Origin of the sequence: Klebsiella sp. SWET4 (assembly GCF_024296565.1) — a bacterium.
Taxonomy (GTDB): domain Bacteria; phylum Pseudomonadota; class Gammaproteobacteria; order Enterobacterales; family Enterobacteriaceae; genus Klebsiella; species Klebsiella variicola.
The window spans coordinates 220,267-238,478 of sequence record NZ_JANCOB010000004.1; the positions used below are offsets into that span (position 1 = coordinate 220,267).

At 55.8% G+C, this 18,212-nt stretch carries 15 protein-coding genes and 2 pseudogenes; 6 read left to right on the forward strand and 11 right to left on the reverse strand.

The window, feature by feature from the left end:
* Window positions 1-76: 76 nt before the first annotated feature.
* Window positions 77-646: a VOC family protein gene (locus tag NKJ21_RS12385; protein ID WP_008804239.1), complete on the reverse strand. Its 570-nt coding sequence runs from the start codon at window positions 644-646 to the stop codon at window positions 77-79.
* A 235-nt stretch (window positions 647-881) separates the two neighbouring features.
* On the opposite strand from NKJ21_RS12385, the gene argS reads away from it, so the two are divergent.
* Window positions 882-2,615: an arginine--tRNA ligase gene (gene argS / locus NKJ21_RS12390; RefSeq protein ID WP_023297883.1), complete on the forward strand. Its 1,734-nt coding sequence runs from the start codon at window positions 882-884 to the stop codon at window positions 2,613-2,615.
* Between the two features lie 61 nt (window positions 2,616-2,676).
* On the opposite strand, the gene NKJ21_RS12395 is transcribed toward argS, so the two are convergent.
* Together NKJ21_RS12395 and NKJ21_RS12400 are read right to left on the reverse strand one after the other, a co-directional pair.
* Window positions 2,677-3,816: a glycoside hydrolase family 105 protein gene (locus NKJ21_RS12395; protein ID WP_032730728.1), complete on the reverse strand. Its 1,140-nt coding sequence runs from the start codon at window positions 3,814-3,816 to the stop codon at window positions 2,677-2,679.
* 4 nt (window positions 3,817-3,820) lie between these two features.
* Window positions 3,821-5,404: an MFS transporter gene (locus NKJ21_RS12400; RefSeq protein WP_012541243.1), complete on the reverse strand. Its 1,584-nt coding sequence runs from the start codon at window positions 5,402-5,404 to the stop codon at window positions 3,821-3,823.
* A gap of 352 nt (window positions 5,405-5,756) precedes the next feature.
* Here NKJ21_RS12400 and uspC point away from each other — a divergent pair, with 352 nt between their 5' ends.
* Complete coding sequence (gene uspC, locus NKJ21_RS12405) at window positions 5,757-6,185, forward strand: universal stress protein UspC (protein ID WP_012541242.1); 429 nt, start codon at window positions 5,757-5,759, stop codon at window positions 6,183-6,185.
* Between the two features lie 23 nt (window positions 6,186-6,208).
* Here the strand turns inward: uspC and otsA are convergent, their stop codons facing one another.
* The 5 genes from otsA to NKJ21_RS12430 form a co-directional block, all read right to left on the reverse strand.
* The gene (otsA, locus tag NKJ21_RS12410; protein ID WP_012967674.1) at window positions 6,209-7,633 is read right to left on the reverse strand and encodes an alpha,alpha-trehalose-phosphate synthase; all 1,425 of its coding nucleotides are present in this window, start codon (window positions 7,631-7,633) and stop codon (window positions 6,209-6,211) included.
* Window positions 7,608-8,396, reverse strand: a complete 789-nt coding sequence (gene otsB, locus NKJ21_RS12415; RefSeq protein WP_008804233.1) for a trehalose-phosphatase — start codon at window positions 8,394-8,396, stop codon at window positions 7,608-7,610. The genes otsA and otsB overlap by 26 nt, the downstream gene beginning before the upstream one ends.
* Window positions 8,397-8,557: 161 nt before the next feature.
* Window positions 8,558-9,538 (reverse strand): L-arabinose ABC transporter permease AraH, encoded by a 981-nt coding sequence (gene araH / locus NKJ21_RS12420; protein ID WP_004203438.1) that lies wholly within the window; start codon window positions 9,536-9,538, stop codon window positions 8,558-8,560.
* Window positions 9,539-9,552: 14 nt separating this feature from the next.
* Window positions 9,553-11,067, reverse strand: a complete 1,515-nt coding sequence (gene araG / locus NKJ21_RS12425) for an L-arabinose ABC transporter ATP-binding protein AraG (RefSeq protein ID WP_049138232.1) — start codon at window positions 11,065-11,067, stop codon at window positions 9,553-9,555.
* A gap of 60 nt (window positions 11,068-11,127) precedes the next feature.
* Complete coding sequence (locus NKJ21_RS12430) at window positions 11,128-12,108, reverse strand: arabinose ABC transporter substrate-binding protein (protein ID WP_002911518.1); 981 nt, start codon at window positions 12,106-12,108, stop codon at window positions 11,128-11,130.
* 889 nt (window positions 12,109-12,997) lie between these two features.
* On the opposite strand from NKJ21_RS12430, the gene NKJ21_RS12440 reads away from it, so the two are divergent.
* A complete protein-coding gene (locus tag NKJ21_RS12440; protein WP_012541238.1) occupies window positions 12,998-13,507 on the forward strand; it encodes a non-heme ferritin-like protein in 510 nt (169 codons plus the stop codon).
* Between the two features lie 64 nt (window positions 13,508-13,571).
* Here NKJ21_RS12440 and NKJ21_RS27835 read toward each other — a convergent pair.
* Window positions 13,572-13,736: pseudogene (locus NKJ21_RS27835) on the reverse strand (succinate dehydrogenase).
* A 66-nt stretch (window positions 13,737-13,802) separates the two neighbouring features.
* Between NKJ21_RS27835 and NKJ21_RS12445 the strand changes: the two are divergent.
* On the forward strand, window positions 13,803-15,314 hold the full coding sequence (locus tag NKJ21_RS12445; RefSeq protein ID WP_012541237.1) for an MFS transporter: 1,512 nt from the start codon (window positions 13,803-13,805) through the stop codon (window positions 15,312-15,314).
* 37 nt (window positions 15,315-15,351) lie between these two features.
* On the opposite strand, the gene NKJ21_RS12450 is transcribed toward NKJ21_RS12445, so the two are convergent.
* Complete coding sequence (locus tag NKJ21_RS12450) at window positions 15,352-15,603, reverse strand: DUF2766 family protein (protein ID WP_080783060.1); 252 nt, start codon at window positions 15,601-15,603, stop codon at window positions 15,352-15,354.
* A 150-nt stretch (window positions 15,604-15,753) separates the two neighbouring features.
* Between NKJ21_RS12450 and NKJ21_RS12455 the strand changes: the two genes are divergently transcribed.
* On the forward strand, window positions 15,754-17,175 hold the full coding sequence (locus tag NKJ21_RS12455) for an MFS transporter (RefSeq protein WP_254732919.1): 1,422 nt from the start codon (window positions 15,754-15,756) through the stop codon (window positions 17,173-17,175).
* 36 nt (window positions 17,176-17,211) lie between these two features.
* Here the strand turns inward: NKJ21_RS12455 and NKJ21_RS12460 are convergent, their stop codons facing one another.
* Complete coding sequence (locus NKJ21_RS12460; protein WP_023340412.1) at window positions 17,212-17,850, reverse strand: RpiB/LacA/LacB family sugar-phosphate isomerase; 639 nt, start codon at window positions 17,848-17,850, stop codon at window positions 17,212-17,214.
* Between the two features lie 243 nt (window positions 17,851-18,093).
* On the opposite strand from NKJ21_RS12460, the pseudogene NKJ21_RS12465 reads away from it, so the two are divergent.
* Window positions 18,094-18,204, forward strand: a pseudogene (locus tag NKJ21_RS12465) (hypothetical protein); the annotation flags it as partial.
* Window positions 18,205-18,212: the final 8 nt, after the last annotated feature.

Genomic DNA, 18,212 nt, shown 5'->3' on the forward strand with positions numbered 1-18,212 from the left:
TCCTCTCTCCCTGATCCAGACAACCTTTGCAGCATGTCATGATTTCACGCGGCAGACGCCGCGCGGCTTCACACTGTTACGTATCAGCTTGCTCGCTGGCGACGATTTGTTCAATCGACCACGGATGAAATTTCACCGTCACGCTGCCGTCGGTCACCGCCAGGGTGGGATTCGGCAGACGCTCATGCTGCCCTTTCGGCGAGCTGGTTTTGACGACGATCCCCGGCTGGCTGAGTCCATCATCGGCCAGCAGCGCCAGCGCGCGGGCATTTAAGGTTGCCGGATCGCCAGGCAGGACAATTTCAATATGCTCCCATCCTTCATGGGGATAACGCTTTTCACCCGGCCACGGCAGCTCAATGATATGGAAGCGCCAGTGCGCCACGCAGACCGGCTCCGCCAGCTTGAACAGGCAAATGGGCCGGCCGTTGATCATATTCTCCGACAGCAGGGTTCCGCACTGTTCCAGACCGCGGCGCCAGCGTTCCGCAGTGGTATTCTGATGACAGCGCAGGGAGATATGGTCGGCGTCGAGCCCGGCGATCTCCAGTCCCAGTCGCGCAGTGAAGCGCTGAAGCGCATCGGAAAATCGCGGGAGATCCGCCGTAATATCGGCCAGTTGTTCAATTTGCTGCCAGTTTGCCATGGGTTTGCTCGTCAATGATGCTCGTCAGTAATGAAAAGGTAATTTACCGTGTTTCGGTCTGCGGACCAACCGCCGCCCTGCTGATGGGCAACTGAACGGCGATGGATTGCGCACGCCGCCGCGCCGCGCGCAATGCTGACGGACGGGGACAAATGCAGTATACTCCCGCCCTAATTTGTCCACATTATGGCGCTGCCTCCCTCGGGGGCAGGCGCATTACACGTAAGGTATTCCGGTGAATATTCAGGCTCTTCTCTCAGAAAAAGTCAGCCAGGCCCTGATCGCGGCAGGCGCGCCTGCCGATTGCGAACCTCAGGTCCGCCAGTCAGCAAAAGTTCAGTTCGGTGACTATCAGGCCAACGGCGTGATGGCTGTCGCCAAAAAACTGGGCATGGCGCCGCGACAACTTGCAGAGCAGGTACTGTCTCATCTTGACCTCAACGGCATTGCCAACAAGGTTGAAATCGCCGGGCCGGGCTTTATCAATATTTTCCTCGATCCTGCTTTTCTGGCGGACAACGTCAACCGCGCGCTGCAGTCTGAGCGCCTGGGCGTCACGAAACCGCAGGCGCAGACTATCGTCGTCGACTACTCGGCACCCAACGTAGCGAAAGAGATGCACGTTGGCCATCTGCGTTCGACCATCATTGGCGATGCTTCAGTCCGTACCCTGGAGTTCCTGGGTCATAAGGTGATCCGCGCCAACCACGTCGGCGACTGGGGCACCCAGTTCGGTATGCTGATCGCGTATCTGGAAAAACAGCAGCAGGAAAACGCCGGTGAGATGGCCCTGGCCGACCTCGAAGGTTTCTATCGCGAAGCGAAAAAGCACTACGATGAAGACGAAGCCTTTGCCGAGCGCGCACGTAGCTACGTGGTTAAACTGCAGGGCGGCGATCAGTACTTCCTGCAGATGTGGCGTAAGCTGGTCGACATCACCATGTCGCAAAACCAGATCACCTACGATCGCCTGAATGTGACGCTGACCCGCGATGACGTAATGGGTGAGAGCCTGTACAACCCGATGCTGCCGGGGATCGTCGCCGATCTGAAAGCCAAAGGGCTGGCCGTCGAGAGCGAAGGCGCCACCGTGGTGTTCCTTGATGAGTACAAAAACAAGGAAGGCGAACCGATGGGCGTCATCATCCAGAAAAAGGATGGCGGCTACCTTTACACCACCACCGATATCGCCTGCGCAAAGTATCGCTATGAAACGCTGCACGCCGACCGCGTGCTCTATTACATCGACTCTCGTCAGCACCAGCACCTGATGCAGGCGTGGACCATCGTGCGTAAAGCAGGCTACGTGCCGGACTCTGTGCCGCTGGAGCACCATATGTTCGGTATGATGCTGGGGAAAGACGGCAAGCCGTTTAAAACCCGCGCCGGCGGTACCGTGAAGCTGGCCGATCTGCTGGACGAAGCGCTGGAGCGCGCCCGTCGCCTGGTAGCGGAGAAAAACCCGGACATGTCGGCTGACGAGCTGGAAAATCTGGCGAAAGTGGTCGGTATCGGCGCGGTGAAATATGCCGATCTGTCGAAAAACCGCACCACCGATTACGTTTTTGACTGGGATAATATGCTGGCGTTCGAAGGCAACACCGCGCCGTATATGCAGTATGCCTATACCCGCGTGCTCTCCGTGTTCCGCAAAGCCGGCATCGACGAAAACGCGATGATCGATGCGCCGGTGGTCATCGCCGAAGATCGCGAAGCCCAGCTGGCCGCGCGCCTGTTGCAGTTTGAAGAGACCCTCTCCGTGGTCGCTCGCGAAGGGACGCCGCACGTGATGTGCGCCTACCTGTACGATCTGGCGGGGCTATTCTCCGGCTTCTACGAGCATTGCCCGATCCTCAGCGCGGAAAGCGAAGAGACCCGCAACAGCCGCCTGAAGCTGGCGCTGCTGACGGCGAAAACCCTCAAGCTGGGTCTCGATACCCTGGGTATCGAAACCGTAGAGCGTATGTAACAAACAACCCGGCGAAAGCCGGGTTAGTTTTATTCAGCGCCCCGTCAGCGGGGCCCCCTGCTCAGAAATACTTGCGCAGATACTCCGTCAGACAAAGGATCGCCATCGCCTGGCCATAGGGCATCGAGGTAAGCGGGATCTGGCGATAAAAATCAAGGTCTGCCCCCATTCCGGTGCCAAACGAGGTCTGCAGCAGCTCCCCCTGCGGCGAAATATTCTGCACAATCCCGCGAATTGCTTTTTCAGCCACCCCGGCATAGTGCTGCCCGACGTAACGCTTGCGCACCGCTTTGAGAATGCCGTAGGCAAAGCCGGCGGTCGCGGAGGCCTCAAGATAAGAGTGCGGATCGTCCAGCAGGGTATGCCACAGGCCGCTGTCGTCCTGGCATTTTGCTAAGGCGGCAATCTGTGCGTCGAGTACCGTCATCAGATAACGCCGTACCGCGTTCCCCTCGGGGAGATCCACCAGCTCCAGAAAATCCGGGATCACCATGGTGAGCCAGCTGTTGCCCCGCGCCCAGCGCGCCCGGGCAAAGTTGTGCCGTCCCTCATAGTTCCAGCCGTGAAACCACAGCCCGGTCTCCCGGTCCATCAGGTTCTGCACATGGAGCAGGAACTGGTAGGTCGCCTCCTCCACATACTGTGGGCGGTGAAGCAGCTTGCCAATTTTGGCTAACGGCAGCACGGTCATCATCAGCGTGTCATCCCACATTTGCTGATGGTTCTCCTCCGCCAGGGTCATGTGCTGCATGCCGCCCTGCTCGGTGCGCGGCATCTCATGCATCGCCCACTCCGCCCAGCTCTCCAGCCACGGCAGATACGCCATCCGGCCGGTCTCTTCAAAGCGGTATGCCAGGGTCAGGAACGGGGCCATCGTATTGACGTTTTTGGTCGTTGCCCCCTCGGCGAAGCGGTCGGCAAACCAGCGGTCGATGATATCGCGCATCTCGATATCGCCGGTTTGCTGATAATACTGATAGATGCCGTACAGCCCAACGCCGTGGGTCCACTCCCAGCCGGCCCAGCCTTTGGTATCGATCACGCGCCCGTCATCGAGGCGCAGTAAAAATTGCCCGCTCTCATCCTTAATGTTCACCAGGTTTTGCGTCACGTTGCGGATCAGTGCCTGCAGTTCGCTGCGGGCGATAAAACGCTCAGGCTGACACAGTAATGGGCTATGTTTGACTGGCCAAACTTTCATGTTGTTAACCTCGGGTGTATGTCGAATTCAAAGCGCCGCCCTGGGTGAGCCCCGGGGCAGCAGGTTTATGACGATTCAGATAGCCAATATTGTTATTGCCCCACAGGCAGTCGTAAGGCATCCCCGCCAGCATCTCGACCACCGCGCGGTGTTCTGCAATGGTCTGTTCCGGCTGGGCACAGCCGAGATCGCGCATTCTGAGGGTTTCACTGCGCAGGATGCTGTGGGTGTGCAGGTTGAGCTTGAAGCGTAGCGAGACGAGGAAGCCGCAGGCTAACACCACCAGGGTGCCGACGCTGAGGATCAGTAAAATGGTATGGCTCACGCCTGGCGGTTGTATTTTTTGCCCGGAGACAAACCCTGACAGCTGCATGATGATACCCACCAGCATGACCGCCCCCGCCTGCGAGGCTTTGCGGGTCAGCGTCATGATGCCGGCAAAAATTCCTTCGCGGCGCTGGCCGGTGATCGCCTCGTCGACGTCGGCAATATAGGTGTAGGTATTCCACGGTACGTAGTTAATCCCGCCGCGTCCCAGTCCGGCGACAGCAGAGATGAGCAGCAGTAAGGAATAGACGTCGCTCAGTCCGGCGTAATAGAGCAGCGCATACGAGAGCGAGCTCAGGCCAAACAGGACCACCACCATGCGGTAGGACGGCGCGGGGCCAAAGCGAATGCACAACGGGATCATGGCGATCACCGCAATAAACTGGAAGATGGCCATCGTCCCGAGCAGATTCGAGGCGACAGAGGCTTCCTGCATCAGGACAAAGACCACGTAGTAGGTAAACACGGCATTGAAGACGTCCTGGGCGATATAGCCCCCCAGATACATGCCGAGGTGCTGGCGGAAAATTTTTATCCGCAGCGTGGAGCTTAGCTCAATCACCAGGCGATTGAGGCTCTGAGCGAGGGTTAAGTTTTGTTTTTCCGCTTCCGCCCGCAGCGCCGCCTCTGACCACGCCTCACGCGGCCGTTCCCACGTGAAGCACCAGACGAAGGTCAGCATCACCGCGCACAGGACCGAGAACACCAGACTGGCATAAAAGAATGAGCTGGCATTGTCTTTCCCGAGCCAGGTGAGGAGGATCCCCGGCAGAAAGGAGGCTAAAATCGCCGACATTTGCGCCATCGAGATGCGCGCGCCGGAAAATTTGGTTTTCTGTTTAAAGTCATCGGTCATCTCTGGCACCAGCGTTTCGTAGGGCACCAGAATCATGGTGTAAACCATATCAAACAGCAGATAGGTGACGAGGTAGTACCAGAAGCCCATCTCGCCGACCCACATCGCTGAATAGCTGAATACGCACGGAATGCCGAGCAGAATAAAGAATTTTCTGCGGCCGAAGCGCTTTCCGAGCCAGGTGGTGCCGAAGTTATCGGTGAGAAAGCCCATCAGCGGGCTCACCACCGCATCCAGCACGCGGGCAGCAGCAAAAATAAGCGTGGCCTCAATTGGGGTCAGTCCGCAGAAGGTCGTGTAAAAGTAGAGTAGCCATGCGGCAGTTAGTGCTGTCGTGCCGGCGCCGAGAAAATCGCCCGCGCCGTAGGCCAGGTAGTTAGCCAGTCCAATTTTTCGTGTTTTCATCGCCGTGATCCTGTGTCTTTTATTAAAAGAACGCCGACAATCGTTCCGGATTTGCCACCGGAAGGGAGTGGGTACCTGGCTACACTAAAAGCAGTGAAACGACGTTACCTTTGTGTTTTTGCCACGGAACAACTGCCGGTGGCAAAATGACAAAGAGACGATGTCTCTACTTCACTCATTTATAAAACAGCATTTCTTTTAAATAAAAAGGCAGGTTCATTTATGTGATCTTGTGGGGAAAACACGGACTGGCGAAGAGCGTCGCAAATCACGGGAGCAGCCCTTGCGCCGCTGGGGAAACAGGAGTAAAGAAGGAAAGAAAGGGTTATTCCGCGTATCTCAAGGAGGCCAGATGCCTTATTCACATCTGCTGGTTGCCGTCGCGCCAACACCGGAGAGTCAGATATTAATTAAAAAAGCGGTTTCGATTGCCCGCCCCGTTAACGCGAAAGTGAGCTTTATCACCTTCGCCACGGATCCGGAAATGTATAACCAGTTCGCCGCACCGATGATGGAAAATCTGCGTGAGCTGATGCAGGAAGAAACGCGGGAGTTTCTCAATGAGCTGGCACGTCAGGCGGACTACCCGATAGAAAAAATGACCATCGCCTGCGGCGAACTGGGTCACCATGTCAAAGACTTTTGCCTGTCGCACAAGGTTGATCTGGTGATCTGCGGCAATCACAACCACTCGCTTTTCTCGCGCGCCACCTGCTCGGCGAAAAATATCGTCGGCAGTAGCGGCGTCGATGTTCTGCTGGTTTCCCTTGAAAAGGGCTAACGCCGGTTAGCCCTTTTCCTGAACTAGGCCAGTTTAGGGAAGGTGGCTATCTTCCCCCGCAGACGGCTCTCCTCGCTGCGCGGCGAAATATGCTGCAGATCGTCGACAAAACGCGCCTGCCAGTTATGAATATCATTCTCTCTGATCACGTCCAGCATCGCGGAATGACGGGCGATACGTTCCGGCAGCGGCATGCTGAGAGCACGATCCAGCGCGGTGGCAACCTCATCGCGATCGTAAGGGTTGACGATCAGCGCGCTGGTCAGCTCCTGCGCCGCCCCGGCAAACTGCGACAGGACCAGCACCCCGGGGTTATCCGGATCCTGCGCTGCGACGTATTCTTTCGCCACCAGGTTCATGCCATCACGCAGCGGCGTCACCAGCCCGACGTCAGAGTAGCGGAAGACCTTCATCAGCAGCTTACGGTCAAAATGCTGGTTCAGGTAGTAGAGCGGGGTCCAGCCAAGCTGGCCAAACTGGCCATTGATGCGTCCGGCTGCCGTTTCCAGCTGGTGACGAATATCCTGATAGGCCTGTACATCGCCACGGGAAGTGGGCGCGATCTGGGTATAACGGATCTTGCCATGATGTTGAGGGTACTTCTCAAGCAGCGTCTCATAGGCGAGGAATCGCTCCGGCAACCCTTTCGAGTAGTCAAGCCGCTCCACGGAGAAAATATTCTTCACATTTTTCAGCTCATTCTTCAGCTGAGCCAGCTTCGGCGGCAGCGGGCCTTTGGCGTTGCGCGTAATTTCGTCCGGATCGATCCCAATCGGATAAACCTCGGTACTGAACGCCTTACCCCATGCCTGATAGCGTTTGTCCCCGAGATCGGAGAGTCGGGTCTGCATGGCAATGCTGTCAAGAAAGGCGGTTCTGTCGCTTTCGGTCTGGAAGCCCAGCAGATCGTAATCGCACAGTTGCTCCAGCAGCTCGGCATGCGGCGGTAGCGCGTTAAAAATCTCCGGCGTCGGGAATGGAATATGCAAAAAGAAGCCGATCCGGTTGTTCACTCCGCGCTTACGCAGTTCACTGGCGAAAGGCAGCAGATGGTAATCATGGATCCACAGCGTATCGTCTGGCTCGATCAGCGGCAGAAGCTTGTCCGCCAGCATCGCGTTGACCCGCAGATATCCCTCCCAGGCTTCGCGCTGGAAGCTGACCAGGTCAAGACGATAGTGGAAGGCCGGCCACAGCACGGCGTTGGAAAACTGGTTGTAATATTCATCATGGTCCCGTTCATTCAGGTTGAACGACGCCCAGGAGATATTTCCGCGGGAGACCTGCTTCAGCGGCTGCTGGTCATCGCCAATTTCGCCGCTCCAGCCAAACCACAGACCCCCCGCCGCTTTCAGTGCCCCCAGGATGCCGACGGCCAGACCGCCAGCGCTCGATTTTTTATCGTCCGGTAAGGCGATACGGTTAGAGACTACGACTAAACGACTCATGGTCATCCCTCCTTTCGGTTTGCGCGTCATACGCCAAATGTTGCAACCACGTCCTTACAGCGGCGGCATCCGCCAACCGCCAGTGCGCCTGAGTTTCCCCGGCGCCGACTTTTACCGACATTCCCTGCAGTTGATTAACCACGCTAAATCCCGCCTCATCGGTCAAATCATCGCCGACAAAAACCGGTTCGCGGCCGGCAAACGGCGCCTCCTGCATGAAGGCGCTGATCGCCTCCCCTTTGTTCACTCCGCGGGGTTTAATCTCCACCACACATTTACCCAGCTGCAGTGCCAGCAGCGGGTAGCGCTGAACGATGCGCTGAGCCAGCTCCAGTACTGCGCTCTGCTGCTGCGGAGCCTGGCGGTAGTGCAGCGCGAAGGCCATCTCCTTACTCTCCAGCTCGCAGCCGGGGAGCCCCTGCAGCGCCGAGGTCAGCTCAGTCGCGATTTCATCGCGCAGCGCCGACGGCAGAGAAACGATATAGGTTTTACCATTGATATCACGGCGTTCTGCCCCGTGAACGCCGGCCAGCGGTAGCCGCCAGGGATGGGTTAGCGCGTCAAGTTCAGCCATTGAGCGCCCTGAAATCAATGCCACCGCCCCACCCTGCTGCTGGGCCAGCGCGTTGAGCGCCTGCAACGTGTTGTCGGGTATCACCACCTGATCGGGGTGCGGTTGGATATCGGCAAGAGTACCGTCGAGGTCAAAGAAAAAAGCGTAGTTTCCGGTTAGCGCAGGCGGTACAGATATCTGGTTATCCACCCTGTTTCCTCCTTATCATGGCCAGCCGAAGCTGGTTGTTAATTATATGTTAGCCATGTAAGTATAGACAGTGTGACCAACCTCGCCATTTTTGATAGTTACCGCCAGCGAAACGGGCGCTGGCGGTAATTACTCTGTAGACTTAAAAGTTATGCCTGAAATCAGGCCGCGCGTTTGGCTTTTTGTTTGTAGCGGTCAAAAATCACCGCTGCCAGCAGGATCACACCGCGCACGACGTATTGTGAGAAAGGCGAGATGTTCAGCAGGTTCATCGCGTTCTCCACGGTCCCGAGGATCAGGATCCCGGCGACCACGTAGGAGATCTTGCCGATCCCGCCCTTCAGCGATACCCCGCCCAGCACGCAGGCTGAAATAACAATCAGCTCATAGCCAATCGAGGTCATCGGCTGGCCGCTGGTCATCCGCGACGCCAGAATGATCCCCGCGGCGGCCGATACCAGACCGGAGAGCACAAAGATAATAATCTTGGTGCGCACCACCGGGACCCCGGCCAGACGCGCCGCCTCTTCATTGCCGCCAATAGCCAGCGTATTACGGCCAAAGGTGGTTTTGTTTAGTAATAATCCGAAAACCACCAGGCAGGCGACCGTCAGCCAGATTGGCGCCGGCAGACCAAACCAGTTGGCGTAGCCGAGAGTGAAGAAGCGCTCATCTTCGATCCCCACCGCTTTCCCGTCGGAGATAATGTAGGCCAGGCCCCGGACGATTTGCATCGTCGCGAGGGTGGTGATCAGGGCGTTAATCTTCAGGCGCGCAATGACAAAGCCGTTGACCAGACCACTGACCGCGCCCAGCAGCAGGCCGGCGGCAATCCCCAGCCACAGGCTTTCGCTCAGGTTAATCACCACTGCGGTAGTGACCCCGGCACAGGCGATAACCGACGCCACCGACAGGTCAAAATCGCCGGAGGCCAGGCAGAAGAGCATGCCGCAGGCCACCATTCCGGACATCGAGATCGCCAGCCCCAGCCCCTTCATATTGACGAATGAGGCAAAGTTGGGCACAAAAATAACGCAGCCGATAAACAGCACAGCAAACACCACCAGCATGCCAAACTGATCCCAAATGCGGGCAAAGCTAAAGGCAGAGCGGGTAGCGCCGGACGTAGTCACAGATGACATCATTTACTCCTTACTCAGGCGACAGCCTGACTCACTTTTGGCATCGCAAGGCTTAACGCCTGCTGTTCATTGGCTTCTTCATGCAGCAGTTCGCCGGCGATTTGCCCTTCGCGCATCACCACGATGCGGTCGGCGACGCCCAGCACTTCCGGCAGGTCGCTGGAGGCAAACACCACGGCAACACCTGAGGCGGCGAGGCCATATATCACGTTGTAAATTTCATGTTTGGCGCCGACGTCGATGCCGCGGGTGGGCTCATCGAGCAGGATCACCTTCATCTCTTCCGACAGCCAGCGGCCAAGGATCGCTTTCTGCTGGTTGCCGCCCGACAGGTTCATGATCAGCTGTTCCGGGCCAGGCGTTTTAATGTTCAGCGACTGGATATGCTGATCGGCATTGTCCGCCTCCCAGGCGTTGTTGATCAGGCAGCCAGCGTGAATATGCTTGCGCCGGGCGCTGATATTGATATTGTCGCGTACGGAGTGAACCGGAATAATCCCCTCCGCTTTGCGATCTTCCGGGCACAGCATCATCCCGGCCTGGATGGCCTGGGCCGGTTTACGAATGTCGACGGGCTGGCCATCGATATACACCTGACCGCCGGTGATCCGGGTGCCGCCAAATAAGCCTTTCATCAGTTCGCTGCGCCCGGCGCCCACCAGCCCGAACAGGCCGACGATTTCGCCACTGCGTACCGAGAGGCTGATCGGCGTACGCACGCCCGGTGCTTTGACCTCCTCCAGACGCAGCCGCTCTTCGCCATAGGGGCGAGGTTTCCAGCCGTATATATCGCCCAGATTGCGCCCCACCATCGCCTGAACCAGGGCGTCATGACTGACGCTCGGCATATCGTCAAAAGTGCAGACATAGCGGCCATCCTTAAAGACGGTGATGGCATCGCTGAGGGCAAAAATTTCTTCCATCCGGTGCGAAACATAGATGATGACTCGCCCCTCCTCCCGCAGTTCGCGGATAACGCGAAACAGATTGTCGATCTCCCGGGCGGAGAGCGAACTGGTCGGTTCATCGAAAGCGATGATCTTGGCATTGCGCGCCAGCGCTTTGGCAATCTCCACCATCTGCCACTGGCCTATAGAGAGATACTTCAGCGGCGTCTCCGGATCGATATCCAGCCCCAGATGTTCCAGCTGCAGGCGGGCCTCATAGTTGAGCAACGATCGGTTGACGATACCGCCTCTGTGCGGTAGCTGGCCAAGATAGATATTTTCGGCGACGGTCATCTCCGGGATCAGATGCAGCTCCTGGTAGATAATCGCCACGCCGGCGTTCAGCGCCTCCATGGTATTGCTGAACGCCATCTGCTGGCCGCCGATCTGCAGGTGGCCAGCGGTCGGAATATAGTTGCCGCTGAGAATTTTCAGCAGCGTCGATTTGCCTGCGCCATTTTCACCCATCAGCGCGTGGATCTGTCCGGGGTAGCAGTCAAAACTGATATCGGACAAAGCCTTTACGCCAGGGAACGTCATGGTGATGCCGCGAAATGAGAGATAAGGGGTAGACTGTTGCATAACGACTCCGCTCTTCAGCACTCAGCCCCCGCCGCGGCGGGGGCCAGTTCAACCGGGCTGTTACAGCCCTTTTTTCGCCAGCTCTTCTTTGAAGTTATCGCGGGTAATCAGCACCACATCGGTCACCGCCGTGAACTTCGGCGGCTCAACGCCCTTAGTGACCCAGTTGTAGAGCATTTCGCTGGTTTTATAGCCATGAATATCCGGGCTTGGCAGCAGGGAACCATAGAAGCCGGTCGGTTGCGCCTTCGACAGTTCGTTGACCGCATCCACACCGTTGATGCCGATGCCAATCACATCCGGTGCTTTAAAGCCCTGGCCTTCAGTGGCACGCACGCCGCCGAGCACGGTGTTGTCGTTCATCCCCACGATCAGCCAGTGTTTCACCTGCGGGTGCTGGACCAGCATGGAGTTACCGGCGTCAAACGCCCCCGGGATATCGTTAGATTTTGTCGGCACGCGGTAGATTTGCGCGTCCGGGAAGCCGGCTGCCTTCAGGGCATCGATGGAGCCGGTGGTGCGACGACGGGCGGTGTCCAGCTCATCGGCGGTGATAGCCATCACCGCGGTGTCTTTAACATCCCAGCCGCGTTTTTGCATCTCTTTATAGAGTTCCTGCCCCTGGCGGGCGCCGATTTCGCTGGCCGCCATCATCACCAGCGGTACGCTCTCCATCGGTTTGCCTTTCGCATTGACGAACTGGTCATCGACGGTAATGACCTTCATGTCATAGCCGCGCGCTTTGGCGACAATCGCCGACCCGAGCTTGGGATCGGGGGTACAGATGACAAAGCCCTTCGCGCCGCTGGCTGCCAGGCTGTCGATTGCGTTGAGGGTTTTCTCACCATCCGGAACCGCAATTTTAATGACGTCAAACCCTAAATCTTTTCCTGCTTTATCAGCAAATTTCCACTCAGTCTGGAACCATGGCTCTTCCGGCTGCTTCACCAGAAAACCCAGTTTCAAATTTTCCGCCATAGCTGATTGTGACATAACCGCAGCGAGACCAATGGCCGCCAGCGCTTTAGTAAATTTGTGCATGGTAAACTCCAGCTTTAATTCGCTTTCATGTAGGGAAAAATCGGAATTAACAATTTTATCGGCATCAAAACAAGGCATTAGAAAAATCGCATTCCCCACTGCCGTTGTTAGAGTAGTAATACCCGGAAATTATTTCTCCATACGAGAGCATTATCACATCGCGGAATTACAGTAATTGCGTGCATACATTTAGCAAAAAATGACATAAAAAATGACACAATTGTCATACAATTTTACCGGGCTATAGCAGGATCATCTATACCACCAGCAGACTTATCCTTGTGATGTCAGAGGATGTTTAACAGAGGGTTACAGCGCTGTTATCCCCGGCGATTGCCGGCCTCGTAAAGGGCGTTCGCCTCTGTGCCTCTTAAGTGACAACAGCCCCGTATCGCCGGGCGACCGGGACCGCTTAATATCGCGAAAAAACGGATCTTTTCCGTAATTAATACCGAATTGAAAAAATATTCCGCTTCAAATAAAAGCCTGCAACAAAAAATAAAAATAATGATCATTAGCCAGAAACATTACGCTTGAAATAACTTATTCCGCTCTGTTCTACGACAAATTTCGTAGTCAAATACCTATAACTTATCACTAACGCGATGCCAGCAAGCCCCGGCCAACGGCGCATGATTTCAGTCCAGATACCCTCTAAAAATAATGGTGTAACAAAACGTAAATTACCGCGATTGAGAGTTTTCTTAATTCCGTTGAGCGAGTATTCTTAAATCGTCGGCAAATGGAAAAAATACCCGACTCATACGGAATGTGTAGAGTTTTATTATTCTGCAACAGTGCCGCGTGTCACTATTTTATCTTGTGGTTATCCGCAGGATCTGTCGACACGCATCAGTAACCCCTTCCCGGTTAATAAGGATATTTTTTTATGGCAGTTCCAGGAATGGCACAAAAGCTAAACACCCAGATGAATCTTGAGTTTCACGCCTCTAACGTTTACCTGAACTTAAGCGAGTGGTGTGCCCGGCATCGCTTCGACGGCGCCGCGACATTTTTGCGCACCCGCGCGCAAAGCAGCATTACCCTCACCATGCGCGTATTTGACTATCTGAAAAAAGCCGGCAGCTGGCCGATAGTGAATCCCGACCGCGCCTGTAATCCCGAATGCACCTCGCTGGAAGATCTGTTTACCCAAACCCTGAACGATTACCAACAGCGCAGCAGTATGCTGAGCGGTCTTGCCGAAGAAGCCAGGGCGCAAAGCGACGACAACACCTGGCGATTTCTGACGCTGCTGGCGGAAGAGCAGCAACAGGATGGTCTGCTGTTGCAAAGCGTGCTTGAGGAAATCCGCAATGCCGATAAAGCTGGTCTCGGAATGGAGCAGACCGATCGGCGTCTGATGGCATTGGTCGGAGAACCACGGAAGCCGCATTAGTCAGCCATTTTCGCTCTGTCAGGGGGAGCGTGCCCACGCTGCCCCGTCTCTCGCTTTAAATCAGTTATGTCAATTTTTCCACCTCATTTATTCCCCAATAGAATAAAAAAGTTTTAACGCGATCGCATTCCCTCGTCACCGTTACCCCTTCTCAGGGATTAGTGAGCGCGGTCACTTTTTATCAAGCCACAAAGAAATATAAAAACAGTGTTTCAAAAATATAAAACACGAGGTTTATTTTTTTATGGCTAGATACACGGCTTCAGCCCCTGAAGGGCTGCAGGGAAGACCGATCTTGTTACGCCATCAGTTAGCTTACGGCGGTGGTAATCTGTTGGGGAGTGGCGCGCTGGCGATAAGCGGCGCCTGGCTGCTCTATTTTTATACGACTTTTTGCGGCCTGACGCTGATCGAGGCCTCATTTATCTTCTCCGTCGCCAGCATCATCGATGCTATCAGCAACCCGCTGATGGGCTATCTCACCGATAACTTTGGCAAAACGCGCTTAGGCAAGCGCTTTGGCCGCCGGCGTTTCTTTCTGCTGATCGGCATCCCCTTGATGATGTTCTACCCGCTGCTGTGGGTGGAAGGCCTGAGTTTCTGGTACTACCTCTGCACCTATGTGGTGTTTGAGATCATCTACACCTCTATCATGGTGCCTTATGAAACGCTGGCGACAGAGATGACCGATGATTTCTCGCTGCGCTCAAAACTGACCGGCTATAAAGCCATTTTCGGCAAGCTAGCCAACTTCCTTGCGGCGTTTATTCCCGGACAGTTCATTCTGCTGTATGGCAAAGATTCTGCCACCCCTTTCTTCCTCACCGGTCTGACCTACGGCGTTATCCTCATCGTCGCGATTTCCTGCCTGTGGCTGTGCAGCTGGGAACGAAAGCGCGAGGAAGAAATAGAAACCAGCGCCAGGAAAGGGCTGCTGAGCACCCTGCTGTCGCTGGCAAAAGACATGCGTTCCACCTTTTATCTGCGCGTATTCCGCAAACATCTTGGTATGTACCTGTGCGGGTTTGGCGCTGAATGGCTGTTTGCCTCCATCTTTACCTATTTCGTGATATTCGTTCTTCAGCACGACCCGGCGATGGTCGCCGGACTGAATAGCCTGAACTCGATTCTGCAACTGATCTCTACAGCGCTGTTTATCGGCCTGTGCGTAAAAAAAGGCTTCAGTAAACCCTATATTCTGGCGCTGGGGATCGTGATTTTCGCGGTCCTGCTGTATACCTCGCTGTGGTTCTTCCATCTGCCGTCAGGCCTGGCGACGGTGCTGATGTTCGGCATTACCGTACTGTTCGGCCTGGGTACCGGCGGGGTTTACTACATTCCCTGGACCGTTTACACCTTCCTGGCCGATGTCGATGAGATCTACACCGGACGCCGTCGGGAAGGGATCTATGCCGGCGCCATGACCTTCTCAGGGAAAATTCTGCGCTCGATTGTGGTGTTCTCGATGGGGGCGATCCTGAGCTTCTACGGTTTCCAGTCAAAAGCGCACAGCCAACCGGAAAGCGCGGTGACCGCTATCGCGGTGGTATTCTGCGTCGGGGTGATCGCGTTAGCGTTGGCCGCCATCGTCTTCAGCAAGCAGATGAAGCTGGATCGTAAAGCTCATCTGGTGGTGCTGCAGGAAGTCGCGCGGATCAAAGCGGGCGGAAAAATCAGCGATATCGCGCCGGATGTACGAGTTATCGTGGAGGATCTGGTCGGTCATCGCTACGAAGAGTGTTGGGGCAACAGCAAATTGTTCAAAGATGCTGCCCCTGCGCCTGCGCAGACCGTCGTTTCCCATTAAAGAAGAAGGCCCCGCCGGTAAACGGCGAGGCCTGTTATTAATGCGTCTCTTCCTGCGGGGTAAACTTCAGCTCAATCAATGCGATCGCTTTTTGCACCGCGCGAAGGGTCACCGGATCGGCAGAGGCCGGATGGCTGGCGAAGTCGATAGCTTTCAGCTGAGTAGTCATTTTTTCACGCACTTCCACGGGCGCAATGATGTCAATGACATCGAGGATCTGTTTGATAACCAGCTGGCAAGCAACCACATCGGAAACCAGCTCATCGTGTTCGGTAAGATGTTGAGACATTAATTACTCCTTTTTTCAGGAGTGTAATAGTACCCTAAATTTTCACAGATAAAAAAACCTGCCGTCGCAGGTTTTTTTATCTACCCTACTGGCTGGCGGAACTTCTCCTGCCGCTTTGCTCAGGCTCACATTCTTGATGGCAGTGACAACATGAATACCGCGATCTCTTCCAGAGACGAACGTGCTTTTTCAGCGCCTGCGCTGCTGGTGGCCGGTGCTTTTTTTATGGAGTTTCTCGACGGGACGGTGATCGCCACCGCGCTGCCCGATATGGCGAAAGATTTTGGCGTCACCGCGGTCGAGCTGAATATCGGCATCAGCGCCTATCTGATCACCCTCGCGGTACTGATCCCGGCCAGCGGTTGGATCGCCGATCGCTTCGGCGCCCGCGCTATTTTTACCCTCGCCCTGGCGATCTTTACCCTTGCCTCGGTCTTCTGCGGCCTCTCCACCGAGGTGCATACTTTTGTCGCCATGCGTATCCTGCAGGGGATCGGAGGCGCGCTGATGGTCCCTGTCGGTCGCCTGGCGGTACTGCGAACCACGCCGAAACATCTGCTGATCAAAGCCATCGCTACCCTCACCTGGCCGGCGCTGGTGGCCCCCATTATCGGCCCGCCTTTGGGCGGCTTTATCACCCGCTACGCCAGCTGGCACTGGATCTTCTTTATCAATGTCCCGCTGGGCCTCGCAGCCATCATCCTTGCGCTGCGCATTATCCCTGATATTCGCGAAACGGAACGGCGCTCCTTCGATCTCACCGGCTTTATCACCACCGCAGTCGCGATGGTCAGTCTGGTCACCGCGATGGAACGGCTCGGCGATCGCCAGCCGCAGATCTGGCCGACGCTGGCTCTCGCCGTGCTTGGATTCGGCTGTCTGACATATGCTATACGCCACTTCCGCCGGGCGACGGCGCCCATGGTTCGTCTCGATGCCCTGCAGGTGCCAACGTTCCGGGTGACAATGTACGGCGGCTCGCTGTTCCGCTCCTCCATCAGCGCGGTCCCCTTTCTGCTGCCGCTGCTGTTTCAGGTAGGGTTCGGCATGGATCCCTTCCACTCCGGCCTGCTGGTGCTGGCGGTGTTTGTCGGCAATTTGACCATCAAACCCGCCACCACGCCGCTGATCCGCTGGCTGGGCTTTCGCCGACTGCTGTTGATCAACGGTGCACTGAACGTCTGTTCACTGCTGGCCTGTGCGCTGCTCACGCCGCAGACGCCGGTCTGGGCCATCATGTTAATCCTTTATCTCGGCGGGGTATTTCGCTCGATCCAGTTTACGGGCGTAAGCACGCTGGCCTTTGCCGATGTCCCCGCCGCGCAGATGAGTGATGCCAATAGGCTGTTCAGTACCGCGTCGCAGCTGGCGGTGGGGCTGGGGATCACGCTCGGGGCGATTGGCATTCGCCTGGGCGAGCAGGTCGGCGACTGGCTGCACCTTTCCACGCTACCGGGGATCAGCTTTCGTCTGTCGTTTGTCTTTATCGCGGTGATCTGTCTGGTAGGGATGATCGACAGCCTGCATCTGGCCAAAACGGCCGGCAGCAGCGTGTCGGAGAAGAAGAAATAATGATGGAAGGGCCAGCGGCGCTGGCCCTGATGACGGTTAACCGACGATCTGGCGAACGAAGGCTTCGATGGCTTTATCCTGACAGTTTTCGAAGAAGCACTGCTGGAAGCGTGGGCCGGATACCGCGGTTTTCACCAGCTCCGGATCGATGGCGCGCAGGGTGTCGAGATAGTTGTCTTTTACCACTGCCGCTTTAACCTGGTTGAGGATCCCGGCATTTCGTACCTGCGGCTCTTTGCGCTCCGGCGGATAGCCTTCGCCGTTGCGGCCGGTAAACGCTTTTTCAAAGATAAAGCGTACATTCAGCTCCGCGCCCCAGCCGAAACCTTTGGCAAACGGCAGCGACAGCGCATTACCATTGTTGATCTGAGCAAACAGGAACGCGTCCGCCGGATCGATACAGTAGCCGCAGACCACGCCCGGGTGAATATTCAGCGACATCAGCGCCCCCTGACCGGTACCGCAGCCGGTGACCACGAAGTCGACCGCTTTCGAATTCAGCAGGATGCTGGCCATGATCCCGAGGTGAATGTAGGTCAGATGATGATCGTGCTCATCGCTCATGCCGACGTTGAACACCGGGAATCCTTTTTCGTCAGCAACGGCGCTAAGCTCCTTAAGGATGATGGCGTTTTTGTTCGCCTGGCTGTTCTCCATCATCAGTGCAATCTTCATGGTTTACTCTCCTGAATGCTGTGCGGGCCTGCCCGCAGAATGTCATTGGCGTTGACTGCACTCTACTACCTGGAAAACAAACTTTCAAATTTTATGAAAAGTTGTTTTAAAAATTACGCAGCGCTTCACACTTTCGCCCTCTCCGCCAGTCCAGTCGCCAGGTCCCCGCCCCCAGGCATGCCCCCCTCACCTCGCGCGCTCTACCTCGCAGCCCGTTGGCCGGTCATACCATTTTCCACCACAATTAATAATAAATTAAAACCATTCTCATTTATTATTAAATTGCCAATGCGTGTTATTCCCATTAGCATTTTAAATAAAACATTTTTAAATTTACTTTTTGCAAATAATTAAATAACAAA